31 protein-coding genes are annotated in these 25,421 nt (G+C 62.6%); 21 read left to right on the plus strand and 10 right to left on the minus strand.

Annotated features, from left to right (window positions below; genetic code table 11):
- Positions 1-25: 25 nt before the first annotated feature.
- The 4 genes from JQ558_RS17650 to JQ558_RS17665 all read left to right on the plus strand — a co-directional run bounded on the left by JQ558_RS17650 (position 26) and on the right by JQ558_RS17665 (position 3,901).
- Complete coding sequence (locus tag JQ558_RS17650; protein WP_212207883.1) at positions 26-274, plus strand: hypothetical protein; 249 nt, start codon at positions 26-28, stop codon at positions 272-274.
- 196 nt (positions 275-470) lie between these two features.
- Positions 471-1,961, plus strand: coding sequence for an IMP dehydrogenase (gene guaB / locus JQ558_RS17655; RefSeq protein WP_212207884.1), 1,491 nt, complete (start codon positions 471-473; stop codon positions 1,959-1,961).
- 121 nt (positions 1,962-2,082) lie between these two features.
- The gene (locus JQ558_RS17660; RefSeq protein ID WP_212207885.1) at positions 2,083-2,706 is read left to right on the plus strand and encodes a hypothetical protein; all 624 of its coding nucleotides are present in this window, start codon (positions 2,083-2,085) and stop codon (positions 2,704-2,706) included.
- Positions 2,707-2,875: 169 nt separating this feature from the next.
- Positions 2,876-3,901, plus strand: a complete 1,026-nt coding sequence (locus tag JQ558_RS17665) for an NADP-dependent oxidoreductase (protein WP_212294398.1) — start codon at positions 2,876-2,878, stop codon at positions 3,899-3,901.
- On the opposite strand, the gene JQ558_RS17670 is transcribed toward JQ558_RS17665, so the two are convergent.
- Positions 3,898-4,746 (minus strand): metallophosphoesterase, encoded by an 849-nt coding sequence (locus JQ558_RS17670; protein WP_212294399.1) that lies wholly within the window; start codon positions 4,744-4,746, stop codon positions 3,898-3,900. The genes JQ558_RS17665 and JQ558_RS17670 overlap by 4 nt on opposite strands.
- A 325-nt stretch (positions 4,747-5,071) precedes the next feature.
- Positions 5,072-5,779: an acriflavin resistance protein gene (locus JQ558_RS17675; RefSeq protein WP_312014703.1), complete on the minus strand. Its 708-nt coding sequence runs from the start codon at positions 5,777-5,779 to the stop codon at positions 5,072-5,074.
- 175 nt (positions 5,780-5,954) lie between these two features.
- Here JQ558_RS17675 and JQ558_RS17680 point away from each other — a divergent pair, with 175 nt between their 5' ends.
- Entirely contained in the window at positions 5,955-6,377 is a 423-nt protein-coding gene (locus JQ558_RS17680; protein WP_212294484.1) for an MAPEG family protein, read from the plus strand.
- 29 nt (positions 6,378-6,406) lie between these two features.
- Complete coding sequence (locus tag JQ558_RS17685; RefSeq protein WP_212294400.1) at positions 6,407-7,708, plus strand: RsmB/NOP family class I SAM-dependent RNA methyltransferase; 1,302 nt, start codon at positions 6,407-6,409, stop codon at positions 7,706-7,708.
- A gap of 75 nt (positions 7,709-7,783) precedes the next feature.
- Here the strand turns inward: JQ558_RS17685 and JQ558_RS17690 are convergent, their stop codons facing one another.
- Entirely contained in the window at positions 7,784-8,116 is a 333-nt protein-coding gene (locus JQ558_RS17690) for a DHCW motif cupin fold protein (RefSeq protein WP_212294401.1), read from the minus strand.
- Positions 8,117-8,454: 338 nt separating this feature from the next.
- On the opposite strand from JQ558_RS17690, the gene guaA reads away from it, so the two are divergent.
- The 6 genes from guaA to JQ558_RS17720 all read left to right on the plus strand — a co-directional run bounded on the left by guaA (position 8,455) and on the right by JQ558_RS17720 (position 14,490).
- Positions 8,455-10,050: a glutamine-hydrolyzing GMP synthase gene (gene guaA / locus JQ558_RS17695; protein WP_212294402.1), complete on the plus strand. Its 1,596-nt coding sequence runs from the start codon at positions 8,455-8,457 to the stop codon at positions 10,048-10,050.
- 1 nt (position 10,051) lies between these two features.
- Positions 10,052-10,792: a DUF6602 domain-containing protein gene (locus JQ558_RS17700; protein WP_212294403.1), complete on the plus strand. Its 741-nt coding sequence runs from the start codon at positions 10,052-10,054 to the stop codon at positions 10,790-10,792.
- Between the two features lie 136 nt (positions 10,793-10,928).
- Positions 10,929-11,573 carry a class I SAM-dependent methyltransferase gene (locus JQ558_RS17705; protein WP_212294404.1) on the plus strand — a complete coding sequence of 215 codons (645 nt, stop codon included), beginning with the start codon at positions 10,929-10,931 and terminating at the stop codon, positions 11,571-11,573.
- A gap of 155 nt (positions 11,574-11,728) precedes the next feature.
- Positions 11,729-12,163 (plus strand): nuclear transport factor 2 family protein, encoded by a 435-nt coding sequence (locus tag JQ558_RS17710; RefSeq protein WP_212294405.1) that lies wholly within the window; start codon positions 11,729-11,731, stop codon positions 12,161-12,163.
- Positions 12,164-12,171: 8 nt separating this feature from the next.
- Positions 12,172-13,710, plus strand: coding sequence for an acyl-CoA synthetase (locus JQ558_RS17715; protein WP_212294406.1), 1,539 nt, complete (start codon positions 12,172-12,174; stop codon positions 13,708-13,710).
- Between the two features lie 48 nt (positions 13,711-13,758).
- Positions 13,759-14,490: an AraC family transcriptional regulator gene (locus JQ558_RS17720; protein ID WP_212294407.1), complete on the plus strand. Its 732-nt coding sequence runs from the start codon at positions 13,759-13,761 to the stop codon at positions 14,488-14,490.
- A gap of 103 nt (positions 14,491-14,593) precedes the next feature.
- On the opposite strand, the gene JQ558_RS17725 is transcribed toward JQ558_RS17720, so the two are convergent.
- The gene (locus JQ558_RS17725; protein WP_212294408.1) at positions 14,594-15,487 is read right to left on the minus strand and encodes a LysR family transcriptional regulator; all 894 of its coding nucleotides are present in this window, start codon (positions 15,485-15,487) and stop codon (positions 14,594-14,596) included.
- 153 nt (positions 15,488-15,640) lie between these two features.
- Between JQ558_RS17725 and JQ558_RS17730 the strand changes: the two genes are divergently transcribed.
- Positions 15,641-16,294: a hydrolase gene (locus tag JQ558_RS17730; RefSeq protein ID WP_212294409.1), complete on the plus strand. Its 654-nt coding sequence runs from the start codon at positions 15,641-15,643 to the stop codon at positions 16,292-16,294.
- 92 nt (positions 16,295-16,386) lie between these two features.
- Here JQ558_RS17730 and JQ558_RS17735 read toward each other — a convergent pair whose 3' ends face one another.
- Complete coding sequence (locus JQ558_RS17735) at positions 16,387-17,286, minus strand: HNH endonuclease (protein WP_212294410.1); 900 nt, start codon at positions 17,284-17,286, stop codon at positions 16,387-16,389.
- A 141-nt stretch (positions 17,287-17,427) separates the two neighbouring features.
- On the opposite strand from JQ558_RS17735, the gene JQ558_RS17740 reads away from it, so the two are divergent.
- From JQ558_RS17740 to JQ558_RS17765, 6 genes are all read left to right on the plus strand, one after another.
- Positions 17,428-17,670 carry a type II toxin-antitoxin system Phd/YefM family antitoxin gene (locus JQ558_RS17740; protein WP_212294485.1) on the plus strand — a complete coding sequence of 81 codons (243 nt, stop codon included), beginning with the start codon at positions 17,428-17,430 and terminating at the stop codon, positions 17,668-17,670.
- A gap of 7 nt (positions 17,671-17,677) precedes the next feature.
- Complete coding sequence (locus JQ558_RS17745) at positions 17,678-18,115, plus strand: type II toxin-antitoxin system VapC family toxin (protein ID WP_212294411.1); 438 nt, start codon at positions 17,678-17,680, stop codon at positions 18,113-18,115.
- Positions 18,116-18,836: 721 nt separating this feature from the next.
- Positions 18,837-19,280, plus strand: coding sequence for an SRPBCC family protein (locus JQ558_RS17750; protein WP_212272608.1), 444 nt, complete (start codon positions 18,837-18,839; stop codon positions 19,278-19,280).
- A 185-nt stretch (positions 19,281-19,465) separates the two neighbouring features.
- Positions 19,466-19,879, plus strand: a complete 414-nt coding sequence (locus JQ558_RS17755) for a YciI family protein (RefSeq protein ID WP_212294412.1) — start codon at positions 19,466-19,468, stop codon at positions 19,877-19,879.
- A 15-nt stretch (positions 19,880-19,894) separates the two neighbouring features.
- Positions 19,895-20,425 carry a dihydrofolate reductase family protein gene (locus JQ558_RS17760; protein WP_212207897.1) on the plus strand — a complete coding sequence of 177 codons (531 nt, stop codon included), beginning with the start codon at positions 19,895-19,897 and terminating at the stop codon, positions 20,423-20,425.
- A 155-nt stretch (positions 20,426-20,580) separates the two neighbouring features.
- The gene (locus tag JQ558_RS17765; RefSeq protein WP_212294413.1) at positions 20,581-21,840 is read left to right on the plus strand and encodes a serine hydrolase; all 1,260 of its coding nucleotides are present in this window, start codon (positions 20,581-20,583) and stop codon (positions 21,838-21,840) included.
- A gap of 87 nt (positions 21,841-21,927) precedes the next feature.
- Here the strand turns inward: JQ558_RS17765 and JQ558_RS17770 are convergent, their stop codons facing one another.
- The 4 genes from JQ558_RS17770 to JQ558_RS17785 form a co-directional block, all read right to left on the minus strand.
- Positions 21,928-22,089, minus strand: coding sequence for a bacteriocin (locus JQ558_RS17770; RefSeq protein WP_212207899.1), 162 nt, complete (start codon positions 22,087-22,089; stop codon positions 21,928-21,930).
- Positions 22,090-22,232: 143 nt separating this feature from the next.
- Positions 22,233-22,880 carry a glutathione S-transferase family protein gene (locus tag JQ558_RS17775; RefSeq protein WP_212294414.1) on the minus strand — a complete coding sequence of 216 codons (648 nt, stop codon included), beginning with the start codon at positions 22,878-22,880 and terminating at the stop codon, positions 22,233-22,235.
- Positions 22,877-23,317 carry an SRPBCC domain-containing protein gene (locus JQ558_RS17780; protein WP_212207901.1) on the minus strand — a complete coding sequence of 147 codons (441 nt, stop codon included), beginning with the start codon at positions 23,315-23,317 and terminating at the stop codon, positions 22,877-22,879. The genes JQ558_RS17775 and JQ558_RS17780 overlap by 4 nt, the downstream gene beginning before the upstream one ends.
- A complete protein-coding gene (locus JQ558_RS17785) occupies positions 23,314-23,628 on the minus strand; it encodes an ArsR/SmtB family transcription factor (protein ID WP_249119179.1) in 315 nt (104 codons plus the stop codon). The genes JQ558_RS17780 and JQ558_RS17785 overlap by 4 nt, the downstream gene beginning before the upstream one ends.
- 118 nt (positions 23,629-23,746) lie before the next feature.
- On the opposite strand from JQ558_RS17785, the gene JQ558_RS17790 reads away from it, so the two are divergent.
- Positions 23,747-24,226 (plus strand): GNAT family N-acetyltransferase, encoded by a 480-nt coding sequence (locus JQ558_RS17790; RefSeq protein WP_212294415.1) that lies wholly within the window; start codon positions 23,747-23,749, stop codon positions 24,224-24,226.
- A 22-nt stretch (positions 24,227-24,248) separates the two neighbouring features.
- Here the strand turns inward: JQ558_RS17790 and JQ558_RS17795 are convergent, their stop codons facing one another.
- On the minus strand, positions 24,249-24,845 hold the full coding sequence (locus JQ558_RS17795) for a TetR/AcrR family transcriptional regulator (RefSeq protein ID WP_312014997.1): 597 nt from the start codon (positions 24,843-24,845) through the stop codon (positions 24,249-24,251).
- Positions 24,846-24,993: 148 nt separating this feature from the next.
- Here JQ558_RS17795 and JQ558_RS17800 point away from each other — a divergent pair, with 148 nt between their 5' ends.
- The gene (locus JQ558_RS17800) at positions 24,994-25,386 is read left to right on the plus strand and encodes a RidA family protein (RefSeq protein ID WP_212294416.1); all 393 of its coding nucleotides are present in this window, start codon (positions 24,994-24,996) and stop codon (positions 25,384-25,386) included.
- Positions 25,387-25,421: the final 35 nt, after the last annotated feature.

Here is a 25,421-nt window from a genome sequence, read left to right on the forward strand (position 1 = left end):
AACTGGCGCCACCGGAGACCTGACGATGATCTACCTGCTTGCCGCGCTGTTGCCGCCGCTTGGGCTGCTCCTGAACGGACAGCCGTTTTCGGCGATCTTCAACCTCGTTCTGCTGGTGTTTTGCCTGGTTTTCGGCCTGTTTTTCCACGTCCTGCTGCTGGTGCCGTCGGCGCATGCGCTTGTCATGGTTCACATGAAGCGGAAGGACCGCCGGCACCGGGAGGTGGTGGAGGCGATCCGCCAGCATGGCCCGCCGCCCGGATATCAACGTTAAAGTCCTTAACGACGGGGCTTTTCGGGAAAAGCCTGTGCAAAGCGGCCAAACGCTTTGATTCGGCCGTCCGCCATGCTATCGACCACCGTCAACCCCACCGATGGGCTTCGATTCGACGGCAGCGCCGCTCGCGCAGCCGAAGGCGACGTTCATCCCAAATAATATCGCGGCGGAGGCCGCCGAAAGGAGTTGGCAAATGGCGCAGGGACTTCAGGCTATCCGCGAAGCCTACACGTTCGACGACGTGCTGCTCAAACCCGGTCTTTCCGACATCCTGCCCTCGGAGGCGGATATCCGCTCCCGCGTGACCCGCGCGATCCCGCTCAACATCCCGATCATTGCGTCCGCGATGGATACGGTCACCGAAGCGCGGATGGCGATCGCGATGGCGCAGGCCGGCGGCGTCGGCGTCATTCACCGCAATTTCGATCCCGAAGGCCAGGCCGCCCAGGTGCGGCAGGTCAAGAAGTACGAATCCGGTATGGTGGTCAATCCGCTGACCATCGGCCCCGACGCCATGCTGTCGGACGCGCTGACGTTGATGAACGATCACGGCTTCTCCGGCATTCCCGTGGTCACCGGTGCTTCCAAGGGCGTTCCGGGCAAGCTGGTCGGCATCCTCACCAACCGCGACGTGCGTTTTGCCACCGACCCGAAGCAAAAAATCTCCGAGCTGATGACGCATGAAGGCCTCGTCACGGTGCGCGAAGGCGTCAGCCAGGACGAGGCGAAGCGGATGCTGCACAAGCATCGCATCGAAAAGCTGTTGGTGGTCGACGAGCAATATCGCTGCGTCGGCCTGATTACCGTCAAAGACATGGAAAAGGCGGTCGCGCATCCGCTCGCCTGCAAGGACGCGCAGGGGCGGCTTCGCGTCGCGGCGGCGACCACGGTCGGCGAGGGCGGCTTTGAGCGCACCGAGCTATTGATCGACGCCGGTGTCGACCTCATCGTGGTGGACACCGCGCACGGCCACTCCTCGCGGGTGCTGGAAGCCGTCAATCGCATCAAGCGGCTTTCCAACGCCGTACAGGTCATCGCCGGCAATATCGCCACCCAGGAAGGCGCGCAGGCGCTGATCGATGCCGGTGCCGACGCGATCAAGGTCGGCATCGGGCCGGGCTCGATCTGCACCACGCGAATCGTCGCCGGTGTCGGCGTGCCGCAACTGACCGCGATCATGGATGCCGTCGAAGCCGCCAAGAAATCCGACATCCCCGTGATCGCCGATGGCGGCATTAAATATTCCGGCGATCTGGCCAAGGCGCTCGCCGCCGGCGCCGACATCGCCATGGTCGGCTCGCTGCTGGCCGGCACCGACGAGACCCCGGGCGAAGTGTTCTTGTGGCAGGGCCGTTCCTACAAGGCTTATCGCGGCATGGGCTCGGTCGGCGCGATGGCGCGCGGCTCGGCCGACCGCTACTTCCAGCAGGACATCAAGGACACGCTCAAGCTGGTGCCCGAGGGCATCGAGGGCCAGGTGCCGTATAAGGGCCCGGTCGGCAACGTCATGCACCAGCTTGCCGGCGGTCTTCGCGCGGCAATGGGCTATGTCGGCGCGCGCAACCTCGCCGAATTCCACGAGAAGGCGCAGTTCGTGCGCATCACCGGCGCGGGACTGCGCGAGAGCCACGTCCACGACGTCACCATCACCCGCGAAAGCCCGAACTATCCGGGCGGAGTGTAATTTAGGCCGTCATTCCGGGATGGTCCGAAGGACCAGACCGCAGATGTGCAATTGCACATCGTAGTTCGCGTCTTCGACGCGCCGCGGAATGACGCTGCCTTGCCATTGAAAGAAGTTGATTATGGTCGATTGGTCGGACGACAGGATTGCCGCGCTTTCTAATCAGGATTTGAAGAATCTGCTCGTCAACGCCGAGCGGAAAGCCGCCGCTGACATCATCGCGCGGTGCAACGCCGAGCTGCAAAAGCGCAATGCCGCCAGGCCAGGCAAGGCATCAAAGCCGCGCACCGAGGCAAAAGAGTTCGAGCACGCGATGTCGGAGCAGCTCGCCCAAATCGGCAAGGCGATGGCCGCCAAATTCGATCTGTCGGAAGAGACCGCGAAAGCGAAGTCGGTTGGCGTCAAGGGCTTCAAGGCCCACAAGCTGCTCGACTCCAAGGGTTTTGCAAAACTCGGCGGCATGCAGCGCGACGGTTCGGTGGCGGTCGACCGCTACATTTCCTATCGGCGTGGTACCGACATCGTCTCGCTCAGCGTCTTTTTGCTGAAGGATGCGCCGGTCGAAACCCATGAATTTCACGTGATCGCGCCGCTGGCGCTGCTCGATGGCGGCAAGCCGATCGCGGAGGTGCGTCCCACCGCGACGGAAGCCCAGAAGCAGACCGCTGACAGCGGTCTGGCGTTCCCCGATTTGCCAAGCGCTGCTGCGGCGTTTGAGGCCGCGCTGGCAAAAATCGCGACCTGACTGACCGTCATTGCGAGCCAACGGGTCGCGCGCATGCGCGCCCGATGACAGGCTCCGCGAAGCATTTGTCTTTGGCAAGAATGGATTGCTTCCGCCTTCGCTCGTTGAGCTTCGGCAGACAAGTCGCTACGCTCGCGATGACGACAAATAACAATCGGAGGAACCAACCATGTCCCAATCCGCAAAACGCATCGTTCTCGCCTCCCGTCCCGTGGGCGAACCGAAGCCATCAGACTTCCGCCTTGAGGAATATACTGCGCCGACGCCTGGCGAGGGCCAGGTCCTGCTGCGCACCATCTGGCTGTCGCTGGATCCCTATATGCGCGGACGGATGAGCGACGGCCCGTCCTATGCGGCGCCGGTGCCGATCGACGGCGTGATGGAAGGCGGCACCGTCAGCGAGGTGATAGCCTCGAACAATCCCGGTTTTGCGAAAGGCGACATCGTGCTGTCGCGCGCCGGCTGGCAGACGCATGCGATCTCGGACGGCAAGGGTCTCGCCAAGATCGATCCGAAGCTCGCACCGATCTCGACCGCGGTCGGTGTGCTCGGCATGCCCGGCATGACCGCCTATACCGGCCTGCTCGACATCGGCAAGCCGCAGGCGGGCGAGACCGTGGTGGTGGCGGCGGCCTCCGGCGCCGTTGGTTCCGCCGTCGGCCAGATCGCCAGGATCAAGGGCGCGCGGGCGATCGGCATCGCCGGCGGCAAGGACAAATGCGACTACGTCAAAAAGGAACTCGGCTTCGACGATTGCCTCGATCACCGCGATCCGGATCTCGCGGCGAAATTGAAGGACGCCTGCCCGAAGGGCATCGACGTCTATTTTGAAAATGTCGGTGGCGCGGTGTTCGATGCGGTGTTTCCGCAGCTCAATGCGTTCGCGCGCATGCCGGTCTGCGGCTTGATCGCGGAATACAATAATTTCGGCGAGACATCGCCGAAATGGGGCGGCAAGTTGATGCGCGCGGTGCTGACCAAGCGCCTCACCATCCGCGGCTTCATCGTCAGCGATTTTGCGTCGCGCCACGGCGACTTCCTGCGAGACATGTCGGGGTGGTTCCGCGAAGGCAAGATCAAGCACAAGGAATTCGTCACCGAAGGCCTCGACAGCGCCCCCGCGGCGTTCATGGGCCTGCTGAAGGGCGCCAATTTCGGCAAACAGCTGGTGCGCGTCGGGCCGGACAAGGCTTAAGCGCTCTCCGTTTTCCGATCCGGATAAAGCAGCTCGTCCAGGTCGACATCGACCTGGCCGGGCGCTCGCACGTGGCGGACTTCAAAACTGTCGGGCGTAAAGCGGTATTCCACCAGCCCGGTTTCCTTCAGCGCGATCCGCTCCTGCCGCGCATCTGAAATGATGAAGCCCACCGATGGCGACCAGACATGGCGGACACGGCCATAGGTGAAATCGCGGCGCTGGTGGACATGGCCGGAGGCCACTAAACGCAGATCGACCGCGCCGAACATCTCGATCAGCCGCTGTCGCGCCGGCTGCGGCACGTAGCGGATCGCCGATGATTCCAGTTCGGGATCGTCAGGCGCGTCGAGATAGAGCGGCTTGTGCAGGAACAGCGCGACCGGCTTGCCGCCCGTGCGTGACAGTTCTGACGCAAGCCAGTCGAACTGCTCGGCCTCGCTGGCAAGTCCGGTGTTCATGATCAGCGAGTTCAACCCGACAAAACACCAGCCGGCTTCGTTGAAGCGCCAGCGGTCCTCGCCGATCACGGCGCGAAAGTTTTGCAGGTGCTGTTCGCTCGCGGGATGTGATGGCACCGGTCCAACCGCGGTCGGATTGTCGCCGATGTCGTGATTGCCGGGCAGGTAGCGGCAGGCCACCGGAAGTTCGGCGTGCAGGCTTTTGGCGAATTCGAGATCGGCGCGGCTGGTCGGCCCGTCGAAGGCGACGTCGCCGCTGTTGACGACGAGATCGGGCCTGGTCGCATCGATATGTTCCGCTACGCGATGAAAATTGTCGGTGAGCTTTGCGAGGCGGCGGGCGAGGTGGGTGTCGGAAATCTGGGTCAGGCGGAATGAGCTCATGTGGAAATCCTTTCGTCCCTGATTATAGATTTGTCGGCGACGGAATGATGAAATTTGAGTCGTGATCGCCCGCACAATAAACCGCGCGCGCAAGGTTGTTTGAAGGATTGCTTGAAAAGATGTTTGAATCGAGAAGACCGGATCTTCCTTCCCTCTCCCCTTGTGGGAGAGGGAGGCTTCGCGAAGCGAAGACGGGTGAGGGGTTCTATCCTCACTGCACGAGTTGCGATGAGGATAGAGACCCCTCATCCGGCGCTTCGCGCCACCTCAAGAGCGAGCTTCGCTCGTCTCGATCCCACAAGGGGAGAAGGGAAACGAGATCGGCTCACAGCACGCGGTAGCGGATCGCAAAAGCGTTATGCGTCTCTGGTGTCACCGTGTCGCCCTTCGCAAGCGTGATGCCGTCGGCCAGATGCCACGGCCCGAACTTGTCGGAATGCGTCGGGCTGGCCGGCAGCCGCAGCTTGAACTGGGTCTGCGCTCGCCCGGGCAGATTGAGCACCACCATGCGATCGGTGGTGCGGTAGTCGAGGGTGACGGTTCCCTTGAGCACGCTGCGGCCGTCCGGTGTCGAGGCCAGCGCATCCTGCACCTTGGCCAGCTTCTGGTTCCGGTCGGTCAGCAGTTCCACCTGGGTATCGGCAATTGCGGTCAGCGCCGCCTTTGGCAGCCGGATTTCGAATTCCACGGCGGGTTTTGCCGGATTGATTCCGAGATAGGCCAGCGCGGCATGCCGGACGTCATAGACCACGAAGGCGACGAGGGCGATCACGACAACGGCGGCGAGGCCGTGCTTGAGAAGGTCGCGCGGGCTGCGGGTGCCGCTGCGGAAATAGACCGACAGCACGATGGCCACCGCCAGCGCCGCGGCGACACCGGCCAGCGTCGACATCACAATGCCCAGCCCGCCATCGACGCTGTCGTCGAACCAGCCGGTTCCGGCACCGACCATTTTGAGCAGGGAGGTCACGGAATCGCCGGGCGCTTCGGCCACGCGGGCCGCGCCGGTTAGAAGCGGTGAGGTGATGTTCATGGCGCCATCTCGAAGGGCGGAGCCATCAGGACCGGGATGACCTGAGCGCTCCAGCAATTGGTCACGCGGGGGCCGATTGCGGTTCAGCCCAAACGGCGATTTGTCAGGCGGCGGCACCCCCGCTATTGGTGCAGCGGAGGCAAATGCCTCCGGGGAGATTCCCATGGGCGTCCTGATGTCGATTCAACTGGTTTTGCTGCCTGTCTTTGCCCAGGTCGGGCTCACCTTTGCGCTGCTGCTGTGGATGGCCACGGCGCGGACCAGTGCCCTGAAAGCGAGGGAAACCACCCTGAAGGACATCGCGCTGCGGCAGCCGAACTGGCCCGAAAAGGTCACCCAGATCGGCAATTGTTACAGCAACCAGTTCGAAATCCCGGTCCTGTTCTACGTCCTGATCGCGCTGGCGCTGCCGCTGCGCAAGGCCGATTTCTTCATCCTGCTGATGTCCTGGGTGTTTGTCGTGACCCGCTTTGCCCATGCCGGGATTTTTGTCACGTCGAACGACGTCCGGACCCGCTCGCTGGCCTGGTTCGCCGGCGTCCTTGTGCTGCTGGCGATGTGGATCTACTTCGCGCTGAAGATGCTGCTTCTTATCTGAGCGCGACCTTCTCGAACCGAAAGTTTTGAATGACCCCCGCCGCCCGGCTGTCCGCAGCCATCGAACTGATCGACACCATCGACGCCCAGCGTGTTCCCGCTGCCAAGGCGCTGAAGGAGTGGGGCACCGCGCACCGTTATGCCGGTTCCGGCGACCGCGCGGCGATCTCCGGCCTGATCTGGGACGTGCTGCGCCGCCGCGCCTCGAGCGCCTGGCTGATGGAGGCCGACACGTCGCGTGCCCGCATGCTCGGCATGTTGAAGCTGGAACGCAAGCTCGATGCGGACGCCATTTCGGCCCTCTGCGACGGTGGCCGCTTCGCCCCGGAACCGCTCAGCGACGGCGAACGAACAGCGCTGACCTCACGCTCCCTCGACGGTGCGCCGCCGCACATCGCCGGCGATTACCCGGAATGGCTGGATGCGCATCTGGCTGATGTGTTCGGCGACGACCGCGTCGCGGAGGCCACCGCGATGGCGAGCCGGGCGCCGCTCGACCTTCGCATTAACACCCTAAAAGCGAGCCGCGAGAAGATGTTGCCGCGGCTTTCTCATCTCGGCGCGCAGCCGACGCCGTGGTCCGCGATCGGCCTGCGCATCGAACTCGGCGCCGACGCCCGCAACCCCGGCATTCATGCCGAGGAGGATTTTATCAAGGGCGCCGTTGAAGTGCAGGATGAGGGATCGCAGCTGGCGGCCTTGCTCTCGGCGGCAAAACCCGGCGAGCAGGTGATCGACCTCTGCGCCGGCGCCGGCGGCAAGACGCTTGCGTTAGCGGCAATGATGCAGGGCAAGGGCCGTTTGATTGCCACCGACCACGACAAGCGCCAGCTCGCGCCGATCCACGAGCGGCTGTCGCGCGCCGGCATCCATAACGCCGATGTCCGCACGCCGAAGGGCGACGCCGACCCGCTGGCGGACATCCACGCCTCCGCCGATCTGGTCGTGATCGACGCGCCCTGCACCGGCACCGGCACCTGGCGCCGCAACCCCGACGCCAAATGGCGCATGCGCCCCGGCGCGCTCGACGTGCGCTTGAAGGACCAGGCCGAAGTGCTTGATCGCGCGGCTGCTCTGGTAAGGCCGGGCGGCCGGATCGCCTACATCACCTGTTCCGTGTTGCCGCCGGAGAACGGCGCGCAAGTTCGCAGTTTTGTCGCGCGCCATCCGGAGTTTGCGGTGGTACCGCCGGAGCAGACGGCGAGCGTGCTGTGGGACAAGGCGGAGGATTTTGCCAAGGCCGCGCTGCAGTCGCCGGAGGGCTGGCTGATGACGCCGCGGCGGACGGGAACGGACGGGTTTTTTGTGTCGGTTCTGCGTAGGGTGGGTTAGCGCAGCGTAACCCACCATCTTCGTTCTTCGTGTCGGTGGTGGGTTACGGCTTCGCCTAACCCACCCTACGAAACCTCAATCCACAATGAACAGCTTCACCCCCGTCGTCGTCGACGACCTATGCGCCGCATCGCCGAAATCCGACACCTGGTAACTCATCCCCGCCGTCAGCTTGAACTTCCGCCCATCCCGCAGCTCGCTATCGAGCTCGCCCTCCAGCACATAGAGCACATGCCCGCGGTCGCACCAGTGGTCGGCGAGGTAGCCCGGCGTGTACTCGACCATCCGCACCCGCAAGTCGCCGATGTTGAGCGTCCGCCAAATCGCCTGACCGGTCTCGCCCTTGTGCGTCGTCGGCTCGACCTTGCTCCAGTCGGTTACGGTGAAGGGCAGGGTGGGGATTTTCATGTGGGGTCTCGCGCTGTGAACCAGTGACTTTAAATCGGTGTCGGCGTTCAGCTTACCTCGCCCCGCTTGCGGTCCGCTTGCGGGGAGAGGTCGGATTGCGAAGCAATCCGGGTGAGGGGGTACCGGTCCATCGATAGGTCGAGCTGGAGGAGAGAGCCCCTCACCCCAACCCTCTCCCCCGCAAGAGCGGGGCGAGGGAGACGTCCTGCGCACGATCATCCACGCAAACCAGGTCAGCAATACCTACCTAAATACCTCCCTGTCCACCGCGCACATAAGAATGTGAGTCCCCCGTTTGTGCGGTTGCGAGTGCGGCCCCCGTCGCGTAATTCCTGTCCATGACAGCAGCACAGCCCGCAGCAGAGTCGACGCCCTCGGTGGCCTCGGCGCACGACAAGATTCTGATCGTCGATTTCGGCAGTCAGGTGACCCAACTGATCGCCCGCCGCGTGCGCGAGGAGGGCGTCTATTCCGAGATCGTGCCGTTCCAGAAGGCGGAGCAAGCCTTCAAGGAGATGAAGCCGAAAGCGGTGATCCTCTCCGGCGGTCCGGAATCGGTGCATGAAGCCGGCTCGCCCCGCGCGCCGCAGCTGATCTTCGATTCCGGCGTTCCCGTGCTCGGCATCTGCTACGGCCAGATGACCATGGCCGCCCAGCTCGGCGGCGAGGTCGAGGGCGGCCACCACCGCGAATTCGGCCGCGCCGATGTCGAGGTCAAGGCGGCGAGCCAGCTGTTCGAATCCATTTGGGGCATGGGCGAGAAGCACCAGGTCTGGATGAGCCATGGCGACCGCATCACCAAAATGCCGCCGGGCTTTTCGGTCGCCGGCGTCAGCGCCAACGCGCCGTTCGCAATCATCCAGGACGAGAAGCGCAAATATTACGGCCTGATGTTCCACCCCGAAGTGGTGCACACGCCCGACGGCGCCAAACTGATCCGCAATTTCGTCCGAAAGGTTTCCGGCCTCACCGGCGACTGGACCATGCGCGCGTTCCGCGAGGAGGCGATCGAAAAGATCCGCGCCCAGGTCGGCAAGGGCAGGGTGATCTGCGGCCTCTCCGGCGGCGTCGACTCGGCGGTCGCCGCGGTGCTGATCCACGAGGCGGTCGGCGACCAGCTCACCTGCGTGTTCGTCGATCACGGCATGCTGCGGCTCGATGAAGCCAAGACCGTCGTCGACCTGTTCCGGCACCACTACAATATTCCTCTGGTGCACGTGGACGCGTCAAAACAGTTCCTCGGCGAACTCGCTGGCGTCACCGATCCCGAAGTAAAACGCAAAACCATCGGCCGTCTGTTCATCGACGTCTTCGACGCCGAGGCGAAAAAGATCGGCGGCGCGGACTTTTTGGCGCAGGGCACGCTCTACCCCGACGTGATCGAGAGCGTCTCCTTCGCCGGCGGACCTTCCGTCACCATCAAGAGCCACCACAATGTCGGCGGCCTTCCTGATCGCATGAACATGAAGCTGGTCGAACCCTTGCGCGAATTGTTCAAGGACGAGGTCCGCGTGCTCGGGCGCGAACTCGGCCTGCCCGAAATCTTCGTCGGCCGCCATCCGTTCCCCGGTCCCGGCCTCGCGATCCGCTGCCCCGGCGACATTACAAAAGAAAAGCTCGACATCCTCCGCAACGCCGACGCCGTCTATATCGACCAGATCCGCAAACACGGCCTCTACGACGCCATCTGGCAGGCTTTTGCGGTGCTGCTGCCGGTCAAAACCGTCGGCGTGATGGGCGACGGCCGCACCTACGAATACGTCGTCGGCCTCCGCGCCGTCACCTCCACCGACGGCATGACCGCGGATTTCTACCCCTTCGAGATGAAATTCCTCGGCGAGACCGCGACGCGGATCATCAACGAGGTGAAAGGGGTGAACCGGGTGGTGTATGACGTAACGTCTAAGCCGCCGGGGACAATTGAGTGGGAGTAACATGACGCACCCGGTGATTAGCGATCTGCTGTTCAAGAGGATCGCGTCAGCGGTTGCTTCTGCAGATACTGTGAAAGGCATTTCTCATTTGGGCTTGCGTGGTCGTGCACGCGAGATTTTTGTAAACGAACTTCTCTTGCCGCTATTGTTACCAGGGCAAATTGTCGGAACCGGAGCTGTAGTCGACTCGATGGGAAACCAGTCCGGTCAGTCTGACATCATTGTTTTCGACAAATCGATTCTGCCACCTGAGCTTTTTAGCGAAGGGGAGGGCTTATTTCCGATCGAAGCTTGCGCATACGTGATTGAGGTTAAGTCGAAACTCACGGCTCATGAACTTAAGGCTGCGCACGAAAACGCTGGCCGACTTTGGTCACTTCAGCCCCTAGTGGAGGTATTTCGTCCGTTCCATGTGGTATTTGCGTTCGGTTCGGATTTGAAGGGTGATGAAATAGTTGACGAACTCAATCGATACCGAAAGCTGGACCTACGAGCCAGGGAATTTCCACAAGTGCGCGTTTTCTGTGTTGCCGGAAAAGGCTACGCATATTTCGACGATCGTAGTCGACCTCCACACTGGCGTTATCTGAAGGCTAACCGCGAATTTGAAGAGATCGCCAACTTTCTCGGAGGCTTTGCAAATACACTTCCTGATTTTCGAAGAAATCGGATTTCAATTTCCATTCCGTACGGCAACTATTTGCTTCCTGGTAGAACCTTTGAGCGATTTGAAGCCTCGTAGGCGGATTGCGTATTCGTTGATCAGAGCCCGTAGGGTGGATTAGCTCGTAGGGTGGATTCGCTAATCCGCCAACGGGCTGCCATCCGCAGTTTCCAATTCCTCCGTGTATGTTAGAAGCCTCCGCACAGGGGACGCCATGTTTCGTACCGCAAATGATGCGCAGTTCTGGGACCGTATCGCGCGCAAATATGCCACCGATCCGATCGCCGATATGCCGGGCTATGAGCGCACGCTGGAGCGAACGCGACATTATCTCAACGGCAATGAGACGGCTTTCGAGTTCGGATGCGGGACGGGAACGACGGCGCTTAGACTTGCGCCATCGGTCGGGCGCATCATGGCGACCGACCTGTCCGGCGAAATGATCGCGATCGCGCGTGAGAAGGCTCACGCCGAAGGCTGCGGCAATATCACGTTCGAGGTGGCGCGGCCCGAGGCGGCGCAGTGGCCCGACGGAAGTTTTGACGTCGCGTTCGGCTTCAATGTCCTGCATCTGGTGGGCGACCGCGCCGCGGTCTTGCGAGGCATCCATCGGCTGCTGCGGCCTGGCGGGCTGTTCCTTTCGAAGACGCCATGCCTGAAGGAAATGAATCCGCTGCTGCGGATCGCGGTGCCGTTGGCGCAGCTCATCGGCAAGGCGCCCCATGTGACGTTCCTGTCCGCGGAGGATCTGGCGCGCGAAATCGCGTCGGCGGGATTTGAAATCATCGAACTTGCGCGCCACGCCTCGCGCGGCAAGGACGCGCGGCCGTTCGTTGTGGCGCGAAAGGCGATGATTTGAGAGCCCGTAGGATGGATTAACGGAAGGGGTAATCCACCGCGTCGTTCCAAGATGACGCATTAGTGGCTCGGCGGGATCCGCAACGGGGCGCACGTTTGTTCAACGCGAAAACGCGCATCCCGCGCTAGCTTGCTCCCAACCAAAGGGAGGAAGCCATGGCAACGACTGCACTTGCAAAAAAACACACAGCCCCGCTTCAGGAAGTGTTCGAACGCTATCACGTCGGTTGGGAGACCAAGAACCCCGATCTGATTGCCTCGCTCCATTCGGACGATACGGTCTTCCATGTCCATGACGGATCCGCCGCCGTCCATGGGCGCGAGGCCTTGCGGCAGCGCTGCACCGATACGTTCGCAAAATTCGACTTCTCGTTCGAGATGGGCCGCAGGTTCTATGGCGATGAACACTGGGTGTTCGAATGGACGATGGTGCTTGCGCTCAAGGAGCCGGGCGGCGCGCCGTTCACGGCCAGGGTCGAGATGCTAGACGTGGTGACGGTCAATTCGCGCGGCGAGGTGACGCGCAAGGACGTCTACATGAACGGCGGCGAAGCGCAGGCGGCGTTCGCCCGGGCCGGCATCCAGCGCTAGGAAATCAGATGCATCCGACCGTGCACGCCAAAACCCGTCCCGCGCGTGCCGCCTACATCATGGCGGGCAGCGGCGAGACGGTGACGTACCAGCAGCTCGATGAGCGCTCCAACCAGGGCGCGCATCTGTTCCGGTCCCTCGGCCTGAAGACCGGCGACGTCATCGCCATCTTCATGGACAACCACCCGCGGTTCTTCGAGATCGCCTGGGCTGCCCAGCGTGCCGGCCTCTACTATGCCTGTATCTCCTCGGCGCTGACAGCGGGCGAGGTCGAGTACATCGCAAGGGATTGCGAAGCGAAGCTGCTGATCGCCTCGCCGGGCGTCGGCCCGGTGGCTGACCAGCTGCCGGCCCTGCTGCCGGGGGTGAGGCTCTTCATGGTGGGCGAAACCCGCACGCCCTTCGAGCGCTTCGAGGCTGCCCGCGCCGCCATGCCCACCACGCCGATCGCCGACGAGAGCGCGGGCTCGGACATGCTCTACTCCTCCGGCACCACCGGCCGGCCCAAGGGGATCAAGCCCCCGCTGACGGGCGCTCCGATCGACGGACCCGACGTCCTGACCATGATGGCCCAAAGCCTGTTCGGCTTCCATCAGGACTGCATTTATCTCTCTCCGGCGCCGCTCTATCACGCCGCGCCGCTGCGTCTGTGCATGAGCGTCCATCGCATGGGCGGCACTGTCGTTCAGATGGAGAAGTTCAACCCGGAGCAGACCCTTGCACTGATTGAGAAGCACAAGATCGACGCCGGCCAGTTCGTGCCGACCCACTTCGTGCGGATGATAAAGCTGCCGCCCGAGGTGCGGGCGAAGTACGACGTCTCGTCGATGAAGTCGGCGGTCCACGTCGCGGCGCCTTGCCCGGTCCCAGTCAAGGAACAGATGCTGTCCTGGTGGGGGCCCGTGATCCACGAGTACTACGCCGGAAGCGAGGGCAACGGCGCCAGCTATGTCAGCCCGCAGGACTGGCTCAACCACAAGGGCACCGTCGGCAAGGCGGTGTTCGGTGAACTGCACATTGTCGGTGAGGACGGCGAGGAGGTTCCGCCGCGGACCGAGGGTACGGTCTATTTCGGCGGCGGCGCGCCGCTCACCTATCATAACGCGCCGGAGAAGATCGCAGAGAACACCAACATATACGGCTGGTCGACGCTTGGCGACGTCGGCTGGGTCGACGAAGAAGGGTTTCTGTACCTCACCGATCGCAAGAGCTTCATGATCATCTCCGGCGGCGTGAACATCTATCCGCAGGAGATTGAGAACCTCTTGATCACCCACCCGAGGGTCGTCGACGCCGCGGTGGTGGGCGCGCCCGACGAGGAAATGGGAGAGAAGGTGGTCGCGGTGATCCAGCCCGCCGACTGGGCGGACGCCAATGACGAGCTGAAGGCGGAGCTCGCCGCCTTCTGCCGCAAAAACCTCAGCCACGTAAAGTCGCCGCGCCTGTTTGACTTCGTGCCGGAGTTGCCGCGCCATCCGAACGGCAAGTTGTACAAGCGCCTGGTCCGCGATTCCTACTGGGGCAAGGAAGGCTCCAGGATCGTCTAGCTGATCGGGGATTTGCGCCAAACCACAAAGTCGCCGATGATGTGAACCATGCCGTCAGCGCAATCGCCGTTCACCAGCACGATCTTGCCCATCGGGGTCCCACGCCTCGCGGCGCATCCGAACGTCGTGACGGCGGTGCTGGTGGGACGGACCGATCCGATTACACTGGAACATGAGGGCGAGAGCGTAACCGGCGACGTCCTGCTGGTCCGGCCAGGGATCGTGCACGCTGTTCGGGTCTCGGAACGGGGTGCCGACGTCATCTTCCTCAACGGACTGGCATTTCCCTTCGATGCCCCGCTGGCGGTCGTGCTGAAAGGCAACCACGAAAGGCTGGCGCGCCGTTCGCTCGGCGGCGATCCCGGCGCGACGGAGGAGTTGCGGGCGAGACTCGCCTTTGCGACCGCGCCGCTGCCTCCGAAAATTGTCGAGATCGTGCGGACGATGCAGGCTGATCCGATGCGGCGCGTGACGCAGGGCGAATTGGTCCGATATCTCGGCATGGAGCGTACGCGGGCGCTGCGCTGCTTCAAGGCGTCGACAGGGCTGACATTTCGCCGGTTCAAGCTGTGGTCCGCGCTTCAGCATGCTGCGGTGAGCATGGCCGGGCGCGAACTGGTGCGCACGGCTGCGATCGATGCCGGTTTCGCGGACACGGCGCATTTGTCGCGCGTGTTCAGCAGCGTGTTCGGGCTGCCGCCCAGCGTGGCAATCGCCGCGCTCGGCGAGCAGGGCGCGGGGACAGCCAGTAGGGTGGATTTGCCGACCTGTCCGCCGTAGCTCGCAGAGCGAAGGCGGAAGGCGTAATTCACCGCATTGTCTCGCCGTGCCGAGATGGCGGCGCGGCGGGTTACGCTTCGCTAGCCCGCCCTACAGACACGTTTTAGCGATCGACACCCGCGAGGTGCGGAGCCGGTTCACAATACTCAATCAGCAATTCGGTGAGGACCCGTATCTTCCGTGCGGGATGCTGGCCTGGCGGGCGGATGACATATGCGCCCGCCGGAGGTGGGGGATAATTTGTCATGACCGGCACCAGCGCTCCGGAGGCGACATATTCATCGGTGAGACCGTCGGGGAGATAGGCGATCCCGAGTCCTGCCGTTGCGGCGGCTACTAGAGCTGTGCCGTTGTCTGCCTTGAAGCGTCCTTGCGGACGAACCGTGATGATCCTGTCGCCATCCATGAGTTGCCAGGCTTCGGTGCCTTGCATGAGAGCCTCATGCGCGACGAGTTCCTCCGGCGTCTCGGGCGACCCATGCGCCTTGATGTAGTCCGGGCTCGCGACGAACTTCCCATGGATCGGTCCGACCCGTCTTGCGATCAAGTTGGAGTCCTGAAGATAGCCAACCCGTATCGCGCAATCATAACCCTCTGTGATGAGATCGACGAAGCGATCACTGTAGCAGGTGTGGATTTGGAGCTTGGGGTGGCGGCGCGCCATTTCCGCGAGGATGGGAGCGAAGTGAGTCGGGCCGAAAGAAACCGGCACAGCAACTCGCAAGCGGCCGCGAAGGTCACCGGCGGGTAGGATCGTTTCTCTGGCCACGTCGATCTCGGCGCAGACTCTGGCCGCATAATCTCGGAACGTGGCCCCTGCTTCCGTGAGAGCGGCGCCCCGGGTGGTCCGTGCAAGAAGCTGGACACCAAGTTCCGCCTCAAGCCGGAAGAGCCGCCGACTGACGATTGACTTGGAGACGCCGAGCCGGAGCGCAGCAGGCGAAACTCCTCCGGCATCAGCCACTTCAACGAAGGTCTGCAGCTCTTCGATATCCATTTAGCGTTCCCCTTACCGCGACACAGCTTTCCATAATGGGGTGCTACCGCATCTCGAATAGCAACGGCAAATACTGACTCCAGGCAACGTCGCCCCTGGCGCATGTCTCCCGGAAAACCAATGCCGCTCACAGCGGCAGCAAAGGATGTAGTAATGACCTTTCGTAACGGCCTTGCTTCTCTTCTTCGTCCCGAAGACTCGGTACTCGTTCTTATCGACCACCAGCCCTACCAGCTCGCGAACCTGAACAGTCATGATCCGCATGCGGTGGTCAACAATTCGACGGCCTTGGCAAAGGTCGCTAAGGCCTTCGGCGTCCCCACCATCCTGACGAGTGTCATCGCCGAGCGCGGCGGCCTGATCTTCCCCCACATCACCGACGTGTTTCCCGGCCAGGAGGTCATCGACCGGACGTTCATCAATACCTGGGAAGACAGGAAGGTCGTGAATGCAGTCAAGGCGACGGGCCGCAAGCAACTGATTATCGCCGGCCTGTGGACCGAGATCTGCGTCGCCATGCCGGTTATTCAGGCGCTGGGCGAAGGCTGGGACGTCACGGTCATCACCGACGCCTCGGGCGGCACGTCAGTCGAGGCGCACGAGGTGGCCATCCAGCGCATGATCGCGGCCGGTGCGAACATGATGACCTGGCTGGCCCTGGCATCGGAATGGCAGCGCGACTGGGCGCGCACCGAGCACGCCGGCGAGCTGACGGAGGTGCTCAAGCAGCACGTCGCTGGCAGCGGCATTGCGTTCCTCTGGGAACAGCAGCTGCTCAACACGCCGGTGCCGAGCAGCGCAGGCTGAGCTGAGCGGGGTGACGAGAATCTTGCTAGATAGGTTGCGATAAAAACCGACTGTTTATCGAGCCTCGTCATCCCACACTTCAGCGAGATTGCTCAAATCTTAAAGCAATTTTCGCGATGCCACCGCAAGAAGTGTGGGTGAGGCTGATCGGCGGTGCGGACAGGTGGCAGAATCCGCCCCGTCTTGTTGATGATGGCACGCACGCCGGCTTCATCGTTCACGTGTCTTGAGATCAGTATCTCACGATTGTCCGCGATGCTGATCAAGCCGCGGTCAAACATCCAGTGTGCTGTGCCAGAGAGGGCCAAACCGTTGCTAACGATGTCCGGCCCATTTGCCTCGACCGGCCTGATGTGGGCGGCTTCGACCTCGGCCCGTCCATGGCCGTTGATTAATTTCAATGAAGTGATCGCACAGCGGGCGTCGTAAGCACGCAGCACGACGCGACGAAAGATGCGGTCTCTGACTATGCGGGAGGTCAAATAAGCGACGCGGCTCCGTTCCTGCTCATATTGGAACGATGACTGTGTCTCCTGCAAACCCGGGAGAGCGGAGGGCGGATCGACGCGCGGCAGAAGGCCCGTCTCCTCAGCGAGCCCGCGTTCCGTAATCCGGTTGAAGTCTGCCGGAGAAATTGGTCGTACGGCGGACTGGGCGCGCCCGGAAATCTTGCCCTGTTCGTTCAGGAGGCCCCGCTCAACCAGTCCGTTGGCATCACGGAACGGAACCAAACTGGCGAAATCCAGATAGCTGTTTGGTTCAATGATGGCGATATACATGCCCGATTTGCTTGGATCGGAAATGACTTGCTGGACCCTGGCGATTGCAAAATAGCCGCGTGATTCCTGCGCTTTCGTTGGCTCGTAGTAGATGATCCAGTCGCCGATGCATGACTCTACGCGGGCGAGGTACTGACTTGGGAACTGGTAGCGTTCAGCAGGGCTGTCTTCGTAGATTGAGTCGGATCGGTGGATGAAGACGCCGAATGCCACGAATCGCTCCCTAAAAGTGTCGCCGCCCAATGTATACGTCCTTGAGCTGTCTGACTTCATGCGGGCTGTCCGCGTCATTGCCCTTGCAATAAGAGGCGCTTGAGCATATATGACTACAGTGGTCATATAGAGGTTGCTTTGATGCGCGAGATTCAACTTCGTGACGCAAAGGCTAGCCTGTCTGCAGTCGTGGATGAAGCGATGCGGGGAGAGCCGGCTGTCATCACCCGTCACGGCAAGCGGCAGGCGGTGGTTGTGAGCTACGCGGAGTGGGAGCGGCTATCGACCGTTCCGAGCTTCGGCCGGCTGCTGATGGCGGCGCCGTTGACGGCAGCGGATTTGCCCCGCCGCAACAAGTCGCCTTTGCGGAAATCAGGTCTCTGATCTCGCGGTGTACCTCGTCGATACCAATGTGATCTCCGCCGCCGCGCCATCCCGGCCGGTGCCGCTCACACTTGTCGAATGGATGGATGCGCATTCAGCGGCACTGTTCATATCGGTCGTTACCGTGGCAGAGATCGAAGATGGAATAGCCAAGTTGCGCCGTGAGAAGGCGATACGCAAAAGCGCCGGCCTGGCGGCGTGGCTCGAAACGGTTTTGCATCTCTACGATGATCGCATTCTCACCTTCGACGCGGCAACCGCGCGGGTCGCCGGTGCGCTGTCGGATCGCGCGCGCGGCCTTGGACACGCACCGGGACTTGCCGATGTCATCATTGCCGCAACAGCGCAGCATCGCGGTCTGACAATCCTGTCGCGTAACCTCCGGCATCTCGAGCCATTGGGCGTCGCGGTGATCGATCCATTCGTGAAACTGCCGCCGAGCTGAACTGCGGGCGAAGCGAAGCAACCCATATTTGCCCGATCCGTGCCATGGATTGCCTCGCGGAGCCTGTCATCGGGCGCGCATTCGCGCGACCCGTTGGCTCGCAATGACGACGTGGAGACAGGAGTGCGACAAATTAACCCGACGGGCAAAATTCCACTTTCCTCGTCGGGCAAATCATCTCTACGAATTTGCCCATCCCGTCCTGCCATGAGGGGCGTCGGCCATCGTCACGAACGTTGGGCGGGTCGCGATGGACGCCGATGTTGCGCTTGACGCGCGCGGCAGAGGCGTACGGCAAAAGCGTGTGGTCCTGGCGCCCGTAACGGCGTCAAGCTTTTGGGAGGCTAACGCTGACCAGAGGCGACGGTGGCAATAGAGGCCGTCTCACCGGGGAGAGCGCGTCATAAGCCGTAAAGCCATTGCGCAGGGAAGGCTGGGTGTTCCCCGCTGCCCTGTATGCTCGTGTGCACCATCTTGTTGCACAATCGCACACGAGACCGCGGGTGCAGCGCGCACCCGGCCTTCCCTGCGCCCTCTGTCATCAGAGGGCGAAACCAAAGCAATAGCTCGGGCATGTCGTGCCGCGAGAATACGGACCCATGCCACCGTAGGCCGAACAGGCATGAGGTCCTTTACAAAAAAATCCCGGACCCTATGTCGGCTCGATCAAGCCTCGTTCGTCCTGAGTGCACCAACCTGCAATCCAAGAAGGTCCATCAGCATGCCCAGCACCATCCGCTTGCACCGTGTCCTGACAACCAGCCCACAGAAAGTCTATCGCGCGTTCCTTGAAGCGGATGCGCTTGCGAAATGGCTTCCGCCGAACGGCTTTACCTGCACCGTGCACCATCTGGAACCGAAGGTCGGCGGTACGTTCAGGATGTCCTTCCGGAATTTCACGACGGACAAAAGCCACGCGTTCGGTGGCAAATATGTCGAGCTCGTGCCTGGCGAACGCCTGCGCTACACCGATACGTTCGATGATCCGAACCTGCCCGGCGAGATGCAGGTGACCGTGACGCTGAAGAAGGTGTCGGTCGGCACGGAGGTGAATATCGAGCAGGCCGGCGTGCCTGATGTCATTCCAGCCGAGGCTTGCTATCTCGGTTGGCAGGAGTCGCTGCGAAACCTGGCGAAGCTGGTCGAGCCCGAGATCAACGAGTAGCTTGCCGGCTGGATTCCGGGTTCTCGCTTCGTGAGCCCTCAGATGCGCGATTGCGCATCGGGGAATGACGAGAGAGAGGCGCCTCAACTGTCGAAAAATAATCGCCGGACAATGTCGGTTTCCCAAGACGCCGTTCGTCCTCGCAATGAGGTGCCAAAAGGGCGGCTCAAGCGAGGAGACAGACGATGCGGGTGATGGTGTTCGGAAAAGCCACTGACTGCGGCGGAAAAAGCGCGCCCCCAACGAAAGAGGCGTTCGCGGCGATGGACCGGTTCACCGAGGAACTGGTCCAGGCCGGCATCATGGTGGCCAGCGCCGGCCTCCAGAACAGCGCCGAGGCCAAGCGCATCACGTCAGATGGTTCGCGCGCCGAGGTCATCGACGGGCCGTTCGCGGACACCGGCGAGCTGGTCGCCGGCTTCATGATCTGGCAGGTCAGGGATATGGACGAGGCCGTGGCCTGGGCGAAGCGCAATCCCATGCTGGGCGCGAGCGGGGTCGAGATCCGCCCATTCTACGAGGCGGCGGATCTGGCCGAGTTTCTGACATCAGAGGAACAGCCCCGTGACGGCGAGCGCGGCAAGCTCGGCGTCGCCTGATACAGGGAAATCACCATGGCGAAGATCGTATTTGGAATGAACCAGTCGCTGGACGGCTACGTCGACCACGACAAATTCGGGCCAAGCCCGGCGCTCTTCGATCATTTCGTCGAGCAAGTGCGCGGCTTGGCGGGGAGCGTCTATGGTCGGCGGATATACGAGGTGATGCGCTATTGGGACGAAGACCATCCCGAGTGGAACACCGCGGAACACGCTTTCGCAGCGGCCTGGCGGAACCAGCCGAAGTGGGTGGTGTCGCGCTCCCTCAAGTCGGTCGGCCCCAACGCCACGCTGGTCGGGGATGACCTCGAGGCGGTGATACGAAAGCTGAAGGCTGAGCGCGTCGGCGAGATTGACGTCGCCGGACCGGACCTGGCGCGAAGCCTGACCGATCTCGGTCTTGTCGATGAATATCGGCTCTATCTCCATCCCGTCGTGTTGGGTCGCGGCAAGCCATTCTTCGCCGGCCCCCGGCCGCCGCTCCGTCTCGTGGCCAGCGATCGAATGGACGAGCAGGTGATCAGGTTGACATATGTGCCGGCATGACGACGGGACTGGCCGACGGGGAAAATCAAGCTGCATCGGGCAATGACGGGGAGGGCGGCGAGCATGCGAATGCATAACCATCAGCCGCAAACGCGGGCTGCCTCCCGTGCGGCTCCATGTTACGAATCCTCTATCGCCCTCCGGAGCCCGTCCTCATGTCCGTCGCCACCGCAGCCGCCCAGCCAACTCCAACCGCCGCCGAAACCGATCCGCAATCCCTCGGCTGGATGCAGGGCTTCCCGCCGCCGCCGGACAAGACCATCACGTTCCACGACGGCTCATTCCGCAGCTTTCCCGAACTGCGCTGGGCATGGAGCAACATCCGCCAACTGGTGCCGACCGTAAACGTCTGGCGCGGGGCAGGGCCGGCGTCGGTGCTGCCGCGGGCGGATCACGATATCGGCGCGTCGGCGTCGGTCACGATGGATGGCCGGCCGATGGCGTTTGAGCGCATGCTCGAGGAGACCTATGCCGATGGCATCGCGGTGCTGCACCGGGGCAAGCTGATCTACGAGCGCTATTTCGGCGCGCTGAAGCCGCACAAGCCGCATATCGCGATGTCGGTGACGAAATCGTTCACCGGCACGCTCGCCGGCATTTTGATTGCGGAGGGCAAGATCGATCCGAACGCGCCGGTCACGGACTATGTGCCGGAGTTGAAGGCCAGTGCGTTCGGCGACGCGCGGGTGCGGGAGGTCATGGATATGACCACGGGACTCGAATACACGGAAGTCTATACCGACAGGAATTCCGGCGTGTTCGCGCTGCGGCGCGCCAACGGCATGGCGCCGATCGAGCCGGGTTATGAAGGCGCGACCAATATTTTCGATTTCCTGTGCACGCAGCGCAAGCAGGGCGAGCACGGCAAGACGTTCGCCTACAAGACCGTCAATACCGATGTGCTCGCCTGGATCATCCGGCGCGCGAGCGGGATGACGCTGTCTGATCTGCTCTCCGAGCGCATCTGGGCGCCGATGGGCGCGGAAGAGGACGCGCATTATCACGTCGACCGCATCGGCACCGAAAGCGGCGGCGGTGGTCTTTCGACCACGCTGCGCGATCTCGCCCGCTTCGGCGAAACCATCCGCAATCACGGCCGCTTCAACGGCCGCCAGATCGTGCCGTCAACGGTGGTGGAAGACATCGCGCGCGGCGGCGATCCCGAAAAGTTCAAGCCGGCCGGCTACACCACCTTGCCCGGCGCGTCCTACCGGAACCAGTGGTGGGTGACGCACAATGCCCACGGCGCCTACATGGCGCGCGGCGTTCACGGCCAGGGCATCTATATCGATCCGAAAGCCGAAATGGTGATCGCGCGCTACGCCTCACACCCGGCCGCCGGCAACGCCGCCAACGACCCCGTCACGCTGCCGGCCTACATGGCGCTGGCGAAGGATTTGATGGCGGGTGGGTGAGGAGGCGGGGCGCTGCGTGCGACAGATCGCACACGAGACCCCCGCGAACGCCGCTTGCGCCGCGGGGGGGCAGTCTGGAAAATGAGTTCAGTTCGGGCGGTCGGTCGCGCGGCGAAGATCGCCGTCTCCTTTCAAACGGCGAACGATCCAGCGACCAATGTCGCCGAAGATGTTGCCGCCGCTGATCGACTCGAGCTCTGCATCGGTCAGCTCGCGGATTTCCGAGGTCTTCTGTTCCATGTTCTGCATTGTCGTCCACTCCTTGTCAGGTCGGGCGGACCATTCCGCCGTCGATGGGAGGACAATGCCGCAGGGCCCCTCGCGTCGCTGTGACGGACGTCACACGGCGTCGCTCGGGCGCCGACGAGGTTCGAAAACGCTGTGAAGAAATCTCAAGCCTTATCAGCCGCGGCAAAATGCGCCATCTGGTCAGCGTGCGCCTTCACGAAGGATGGTCGGGCCGTGGCGCGCGCGACATAGTCGCGACAGGCGGGATATGTCGCCAGGCCGTCGAACCGGGCGACGAGGCGCAGCACATCCGCCATGAGTATGTCGGCGACGGAGAATGTCCCGGCGAGCCATTCGCGTCCTGCCAGCACGGCCTCCATGTGTGTGAGCCGGTGCTGGTGGAGGAACCCGTCAAAGAGTTTCCAGGCCGGCGTGTCGCCGGTGTTGCCGGAAAACATGAGCAAGGACCAGGGCAGGCTGGCCATCTCGACGGAGTTGAGCGCCGCGAACAGCCATTGTTTCGTTTCGCTGCGAGCGCGCGGATCACTGGGCATCAGCGCGTCGCTGCGCTCGCCGAGATGCAGCAGCATCGCGCCGCTCTCGAAGATCGAGATGTCGCCATCGGTCAACCACGGCACCTGGCCGAACGGCTGATGAGTGAAATGTTCGGCACTCCGATTCCGAAACGGCACGCCCTCGACGCGATAGGGCAGTCCTGCCTCTTCCAGCGCCCAGCGCACCCGGATGTCACGCACAAAGCCGCGCGGCGGTTCGGGAACCCAGTCGAAGGTGGTGAGGATCAGGTCGTTCATTGGGCAACTCCAAGGAAAATAGGCAGCTTGTCGAGCAGGCCGCTCCAGCCGTGCTCGTGACTCTTGCGCATCTCTTCGTCGGGAAGATGCTCGTGCAGCAGTGTCAGCCTGGTGCCGCCGTCTTCAGGCTCAAGCAGAAACGTGACCAGCGACTCGCGTTCCTTCGTTCCCGGCAAGTCCCAGGTGAACACCAGCTTCTTCTCGGGAATCACTTCCTGATAGATACCGGTGGGATTGTGCTCCTCGCCGTTCAGCAACCGGAAGACGACGCTGAAGCGGCCTCCGGGTCGCACGTCCGCCTCGGCGCGCAGCGTCGGCCCGGCATCGGGACCCCACCACTGCATCATCAGTTTGGGCTCTGTGATTGCTGCCCAAACCCTGGCGGGCGAGGCCTTTATTCTGCGCACGATGGTCACGCCCGGCAGGCTGCTGGTCATCGCTCGCCATCCTCTTCCACGAGCGCAACCAGGCGATCGAGGCTGACTGTCCAGAGCCGCTCATACCGTTTGAGCCACTCCATGGCCTCCCGCATCGGCCGGACCGAAAGATGGACCGACACGGTGCGACCGGTTTTTGTGCGCTTGATCAATCCCGCATCGGACAGCACGTCCAGATGCTTCATCATTCCCGGAAGCTTCAGCGAAAACGGCCGGGCGAGCTCGCTCACCGAAAGCCCGGGTTTTTCCTTCAGCCGTAGCAGCACGGCCCGCCGGGTAGGGTCGGCGAGCGCGGAGAACGTGCGGTCCATCCGGGAAGCTTGATACTTCACCATGTAGCGAAGTATTGCTTCTGTCGCTGGCGGAGTCAACTTCGCCGTCGGACTGATGAGGTTTCCATTCGATCTGACTGAGGATAATGTGGACGCGATGAAGCCAAGACCCGCCGACTCCTCCGAAACCAGCGTGCTGACGCGCCTGTGGTATGACGGCTGGCAGGATGCCCATGCGGCGATCCTGCCGCCGGCGCTGGCGCGTGCGCGCACGTTTGAAGATTTTGCCGAACGGATGTCTGCCGCGCTTGCCGATGTGCGGGTGATTGGCCCGCTGGGCGCGCCATTGGGCTTTGCGATGCTGAAGGGCGATGAACTCAATCAGTTCTACGTCACATCGGCAGCGCGCGGCACGGGTGTCGCGGCCACGCTGATCGCGGACGCGGAGGTGCAGATGTCGCAGCGCGGCGTCGAGACGGCCTGGCTCGCCTGCGCGATCGGCAATTCGCGCGCCGCAAAATTTTACGAGAAGAGCGGATGGCATCTCGCCCGGACGATGGTCAATCGCCTCGATACCGTTGACGGCCCGTTCGATCTCGAAATCTGGCGTTATGAGAAATTGCTCGCGCGGCGCTGAAGTTGCCGTGACTATCGCGACGTCATTCCTCGATCTGCAGCAACCCGACCGCAAGATACCGGAACGCCGCGACCGCCTTGGCAAGGACGGCGCGGGGATCGTCGGCCGCCGCAATCCACAGCGCGGCGCTGAGCGCTGCGCCATTGAGCAGCCGCGCGGCAGCTTCCGCATCCACCGATCTTACCGTTTTCGCATCGATCAGCGCCTGGATGGTTTGGGTCGTAGTGCGCAGGCACTCGTTCTGGTTCGGCCATCGCGAGGGATCGCCGAGCACGGCCGGCCCGTCCAGCAGCATGATGCGCTGGATCTCCGGCTCCAGCGCCATCTCGATAAAGGCGATGTTGGCGTCGAGAAATCCGATCCACGCGGTCTTGGCCCGGTCCTGGACGGCGCGCATCCGCGCCACCATTTCGGCGTCGATCTGGTCGATCACCGCTTGCAGCAGGCCCTTCTTGTCGCCGAAATTGTGATAGAGCGCGCCGCGCGTCAGGCCGGCTTTCGCGGTCAAATCGTCCATCGACGCCGCCGCATAGCCCTCCGCCGCAAACGCCTTGCGGGCGGCCCTGATGAGCTTGGCCCGGGTCTTCTCCACCATCTGCGCCCGCCGCTTTGCGACCACCGCCAAACTCCTAAAAAACATACGCCGCGTATGCCATTGACATACGGCGCGTATGAACCGATATAGCGGCATACGGGGCGTATATCAATGCTCCCGCCGGCCGCGACCGTTGCAGCCGGGCCTTGCCTTGTTCGAATGGAGTGAAACCATGACAAAGCGCGACGCGATCTTCCCTGCCGGCCGGCAGGCGCTGTACGAAATCAACCGCTATTCGGCGGCGATCCGCTCCGGCGACCTGCTGTTCGTCTCCGGCCAGGTCGGCAGCCGCGATGACGGCTCGCCCGAGCCTGACTTTGCAAAGCAGGTCCAGCTCGCCTTCGACAATCTCGCCGCCGTGCTGAAGGCCGCCGGCTGCAGCTTCGACGACGTCATCGACGTCACCACCTTCCACACCGACCCGGCCAGGCAGTGGGAGACGATCGGCCCTATCAGGCTGAAGGCGATCGGCGAGGCGCCTTATCCGAACTGGACCGCAGTGGGCGTGAACTGGCTGGCGGGCTTTGATTTCGAGATCAAGGTCATTGCGCGCATTCCGCAGTGATCGACTGGCGGGAGCGTGAAGGCGGAGCACCGCCT

Origin of the sequence: Bradyrhizobium sp. AUGA SZCCT0160 (assembly GCF_018130105.1) — a bacterium.
Classification (GTDB): Bacteria; Pseudomonadota; Alphaproteobacteria; order Rhizobiales; family Xanthobacteraceae; genus Bradyrhizobium.

Bases quoted from the DNA above. Each gene is read 5' to 3' on its own strand.
- JQ558_RS17775 (WP_212294414.1), bottom strand. From the start codon at position 22,880: ATGAACGACCTGATCCTCACCACCTTCGACTGGGTTCCCGAACCGCCG.
- JQ558_RS17690 (WP_212294401.1), bottom strand. From the start codon at position 8,116: ATGAAAATCCCCACCCTGCCCTTCACCGTAACCGACTGGAGCAAGGTC.
- JQ558_RS17785 (WP_249119179.1), bottom strand. From the start codon at position 23,628: ATGGACCGCACGTTCTCCGCGCTCGCCGACCCTACCCGGCGGGCCGTG.
- JQ558_RS17680 (WP_212294484.1), top strand. From the start codon at position 5,955: ATGTCGATTCAACTGGTTTTGCTGCCTGTCTTTGCCCAGGTCGGGCTC.
- JQ558_RS17740 (WP_212294485.1), top strand. From the start codon at position 17,428: ATGCGCGAGATTCAACTTCGTGACGCAAAGGCTAGCCTGTCTGCAGTC.
- guaA (WP_212294402.1), top strand. From the start codon at position 8,455: ATGACAGCAGCACAGCCCGCAGCAGAGTCGACGCCCTCGGTGGCCTCG.
- JQ558_RS17710 (WP_212294405.1), top strand. From the start codon at position 11,729: ATGGCAACGACTGCACTTGCAAAAAAACACACAGCCCCGCTTCAGGAA.
- JQ558_RS17650 (WP_212207883.1), top strand. From the start codon at position 26: ATGATCTACCTGCTTGCCGCGCTGTTGCCGCCGCTTGGGCTGCTCCTG.
- JQ558_RS17715 (WP_212294406.1), top strand. From the start codon at position 12,172: ATGCATCCGACCGTGCACGCCAAAACCCGTCCCGCGCGTGCCGCCTAC.
- JQ558_RS17670 (WP_212294399.1), bottom strand. From the start codon at position 4,746: ATGAGCTCATTCCGCCTGACCCAGATTTCCGACACCCACCTCGCCCGC.
- JQ558_RS17660 (WP_212207885.1), top strand. From the start codon at position 2,083: ATGGTCGATTGGTCGGACGACAGGATTGCCGCGCTTTCTAATCAGGAT.
- JQ558_RS17755 (WP_212294412.1), top strand. From the start codon at position 19,466: ATGCGGGTGATGGTGTTCGGAAAAGCCACTGACTGCGGCGGAAAAAGC.
- JQ558_RS17725 (WP_212294408.1), bottom strand. From the start codon at position 15,487: ATGGATATCGAAGAGCTGCAGACCTTCGTTGAAGTGGCTGATGCCGGA.
- JQ558_RS17705 (WP_212294404.1), top strand. From the start codon at position 10,929: ATGTTTCGTACCGCAAATGATGCGCAGTTCTGGGACCGTATCGCGCGC.
- JQ558_RS17685 (WP_212294400.1), top strand. From the start codon at position 6,407: ATGACCCCCGCCGCCCGGCTGTCCGCAGCCATCGAACTGATCGACACC.
- JQ558_RS17770 (WP_212207899.1), bottom strand. From the start codon at position 22,089: ATGCAGAACATGGAACAGAAGACCTCGGAAATCCGCGAGCTGACCGAT.
- JQ558_RS17760 (WP_212207897.1), top strand. From the start codon at position 19,895: ATGGCGAAGATCGTATTTGGAATGAACCAGTCGCTGGACGGCTACGTC.
- JQ558_RS17720 (WP_212294407.1), top strand. From the start codon at position 13,759: ATGCCGTCAGCGCAATCGCCGTTCACCAGCACGATCTTGCCCATCGGG.
- JQ558_RS17730 (WP_212294409.1), top strand. From the start codon at position 15,641: ATGACCTTTCGTAACGGCCTTGCTTCTCTTCTTCGTCCCGAAGACTCG.
- JQ558_RS17700 (WP_212294403.1), top strand. From the start codon at position 10,052: ATGACGCACCCGGTGATTAGCGATCTGCTGTTCAAGAGGATCGCGTCA.
- JQ558_RS17800 (WP_212294416.1), top strand. From the start codon at position 24,994: ATGACAAAGCGCGACGCGATCTTCCCTGCCGGCCGGCAGGCGCTGTAC.
- JQ558_RS17790 (WP_212294415.1), top strand. From the start codon at position 23,747: ATGAAGCCAAGACCCGCCGACTCCTCCGAAACCAGCGTGCTGACGCGC.
- JQ558_RS17750 (WP_212272608.1), top strand. From the start codon at position 18,837: ATGCCCAGCACCATCCGCTTGCACCGTGTCCTGACAACCAGCCCACAG.
- JQ558_RS17780 (WP_212207901.1), bottom strand. From the start codon at position 23,317: ATGACCAGCAGCCTGCCGGGCGTGACCATCGTGCGCAGAATAAAGGCC.
- guaB (WP_212207884.1), top strand. From the start codon at position 471: ATGGCGCAGGGACTTCAGGCTATCCGCGAAGCCTACACGTTCGACGAC.
- JQ558_RS17675 (WP_312014703.1), bottom strand. From the start codon at position 5,779: ATGAACATCACCTCACCGCTTCTAACCGGCGCGGCCCGCGTGGCCGAA.
- JQ558_RS17665 (WP_212294398.1), top strand. From the start codon at position 2,876: ATGTCCCAATCCGCAAAACGCATCGTTCTCGCCTCCCGTCCCGTGGGC.
- JQ558_RS17765 (WP_212294413.1), top strand. From the start codon at position 20,581: ATGTCCGTCGCCACCGCAGCCGCCCAGCCAACTCCAACCGCCGCCGAA.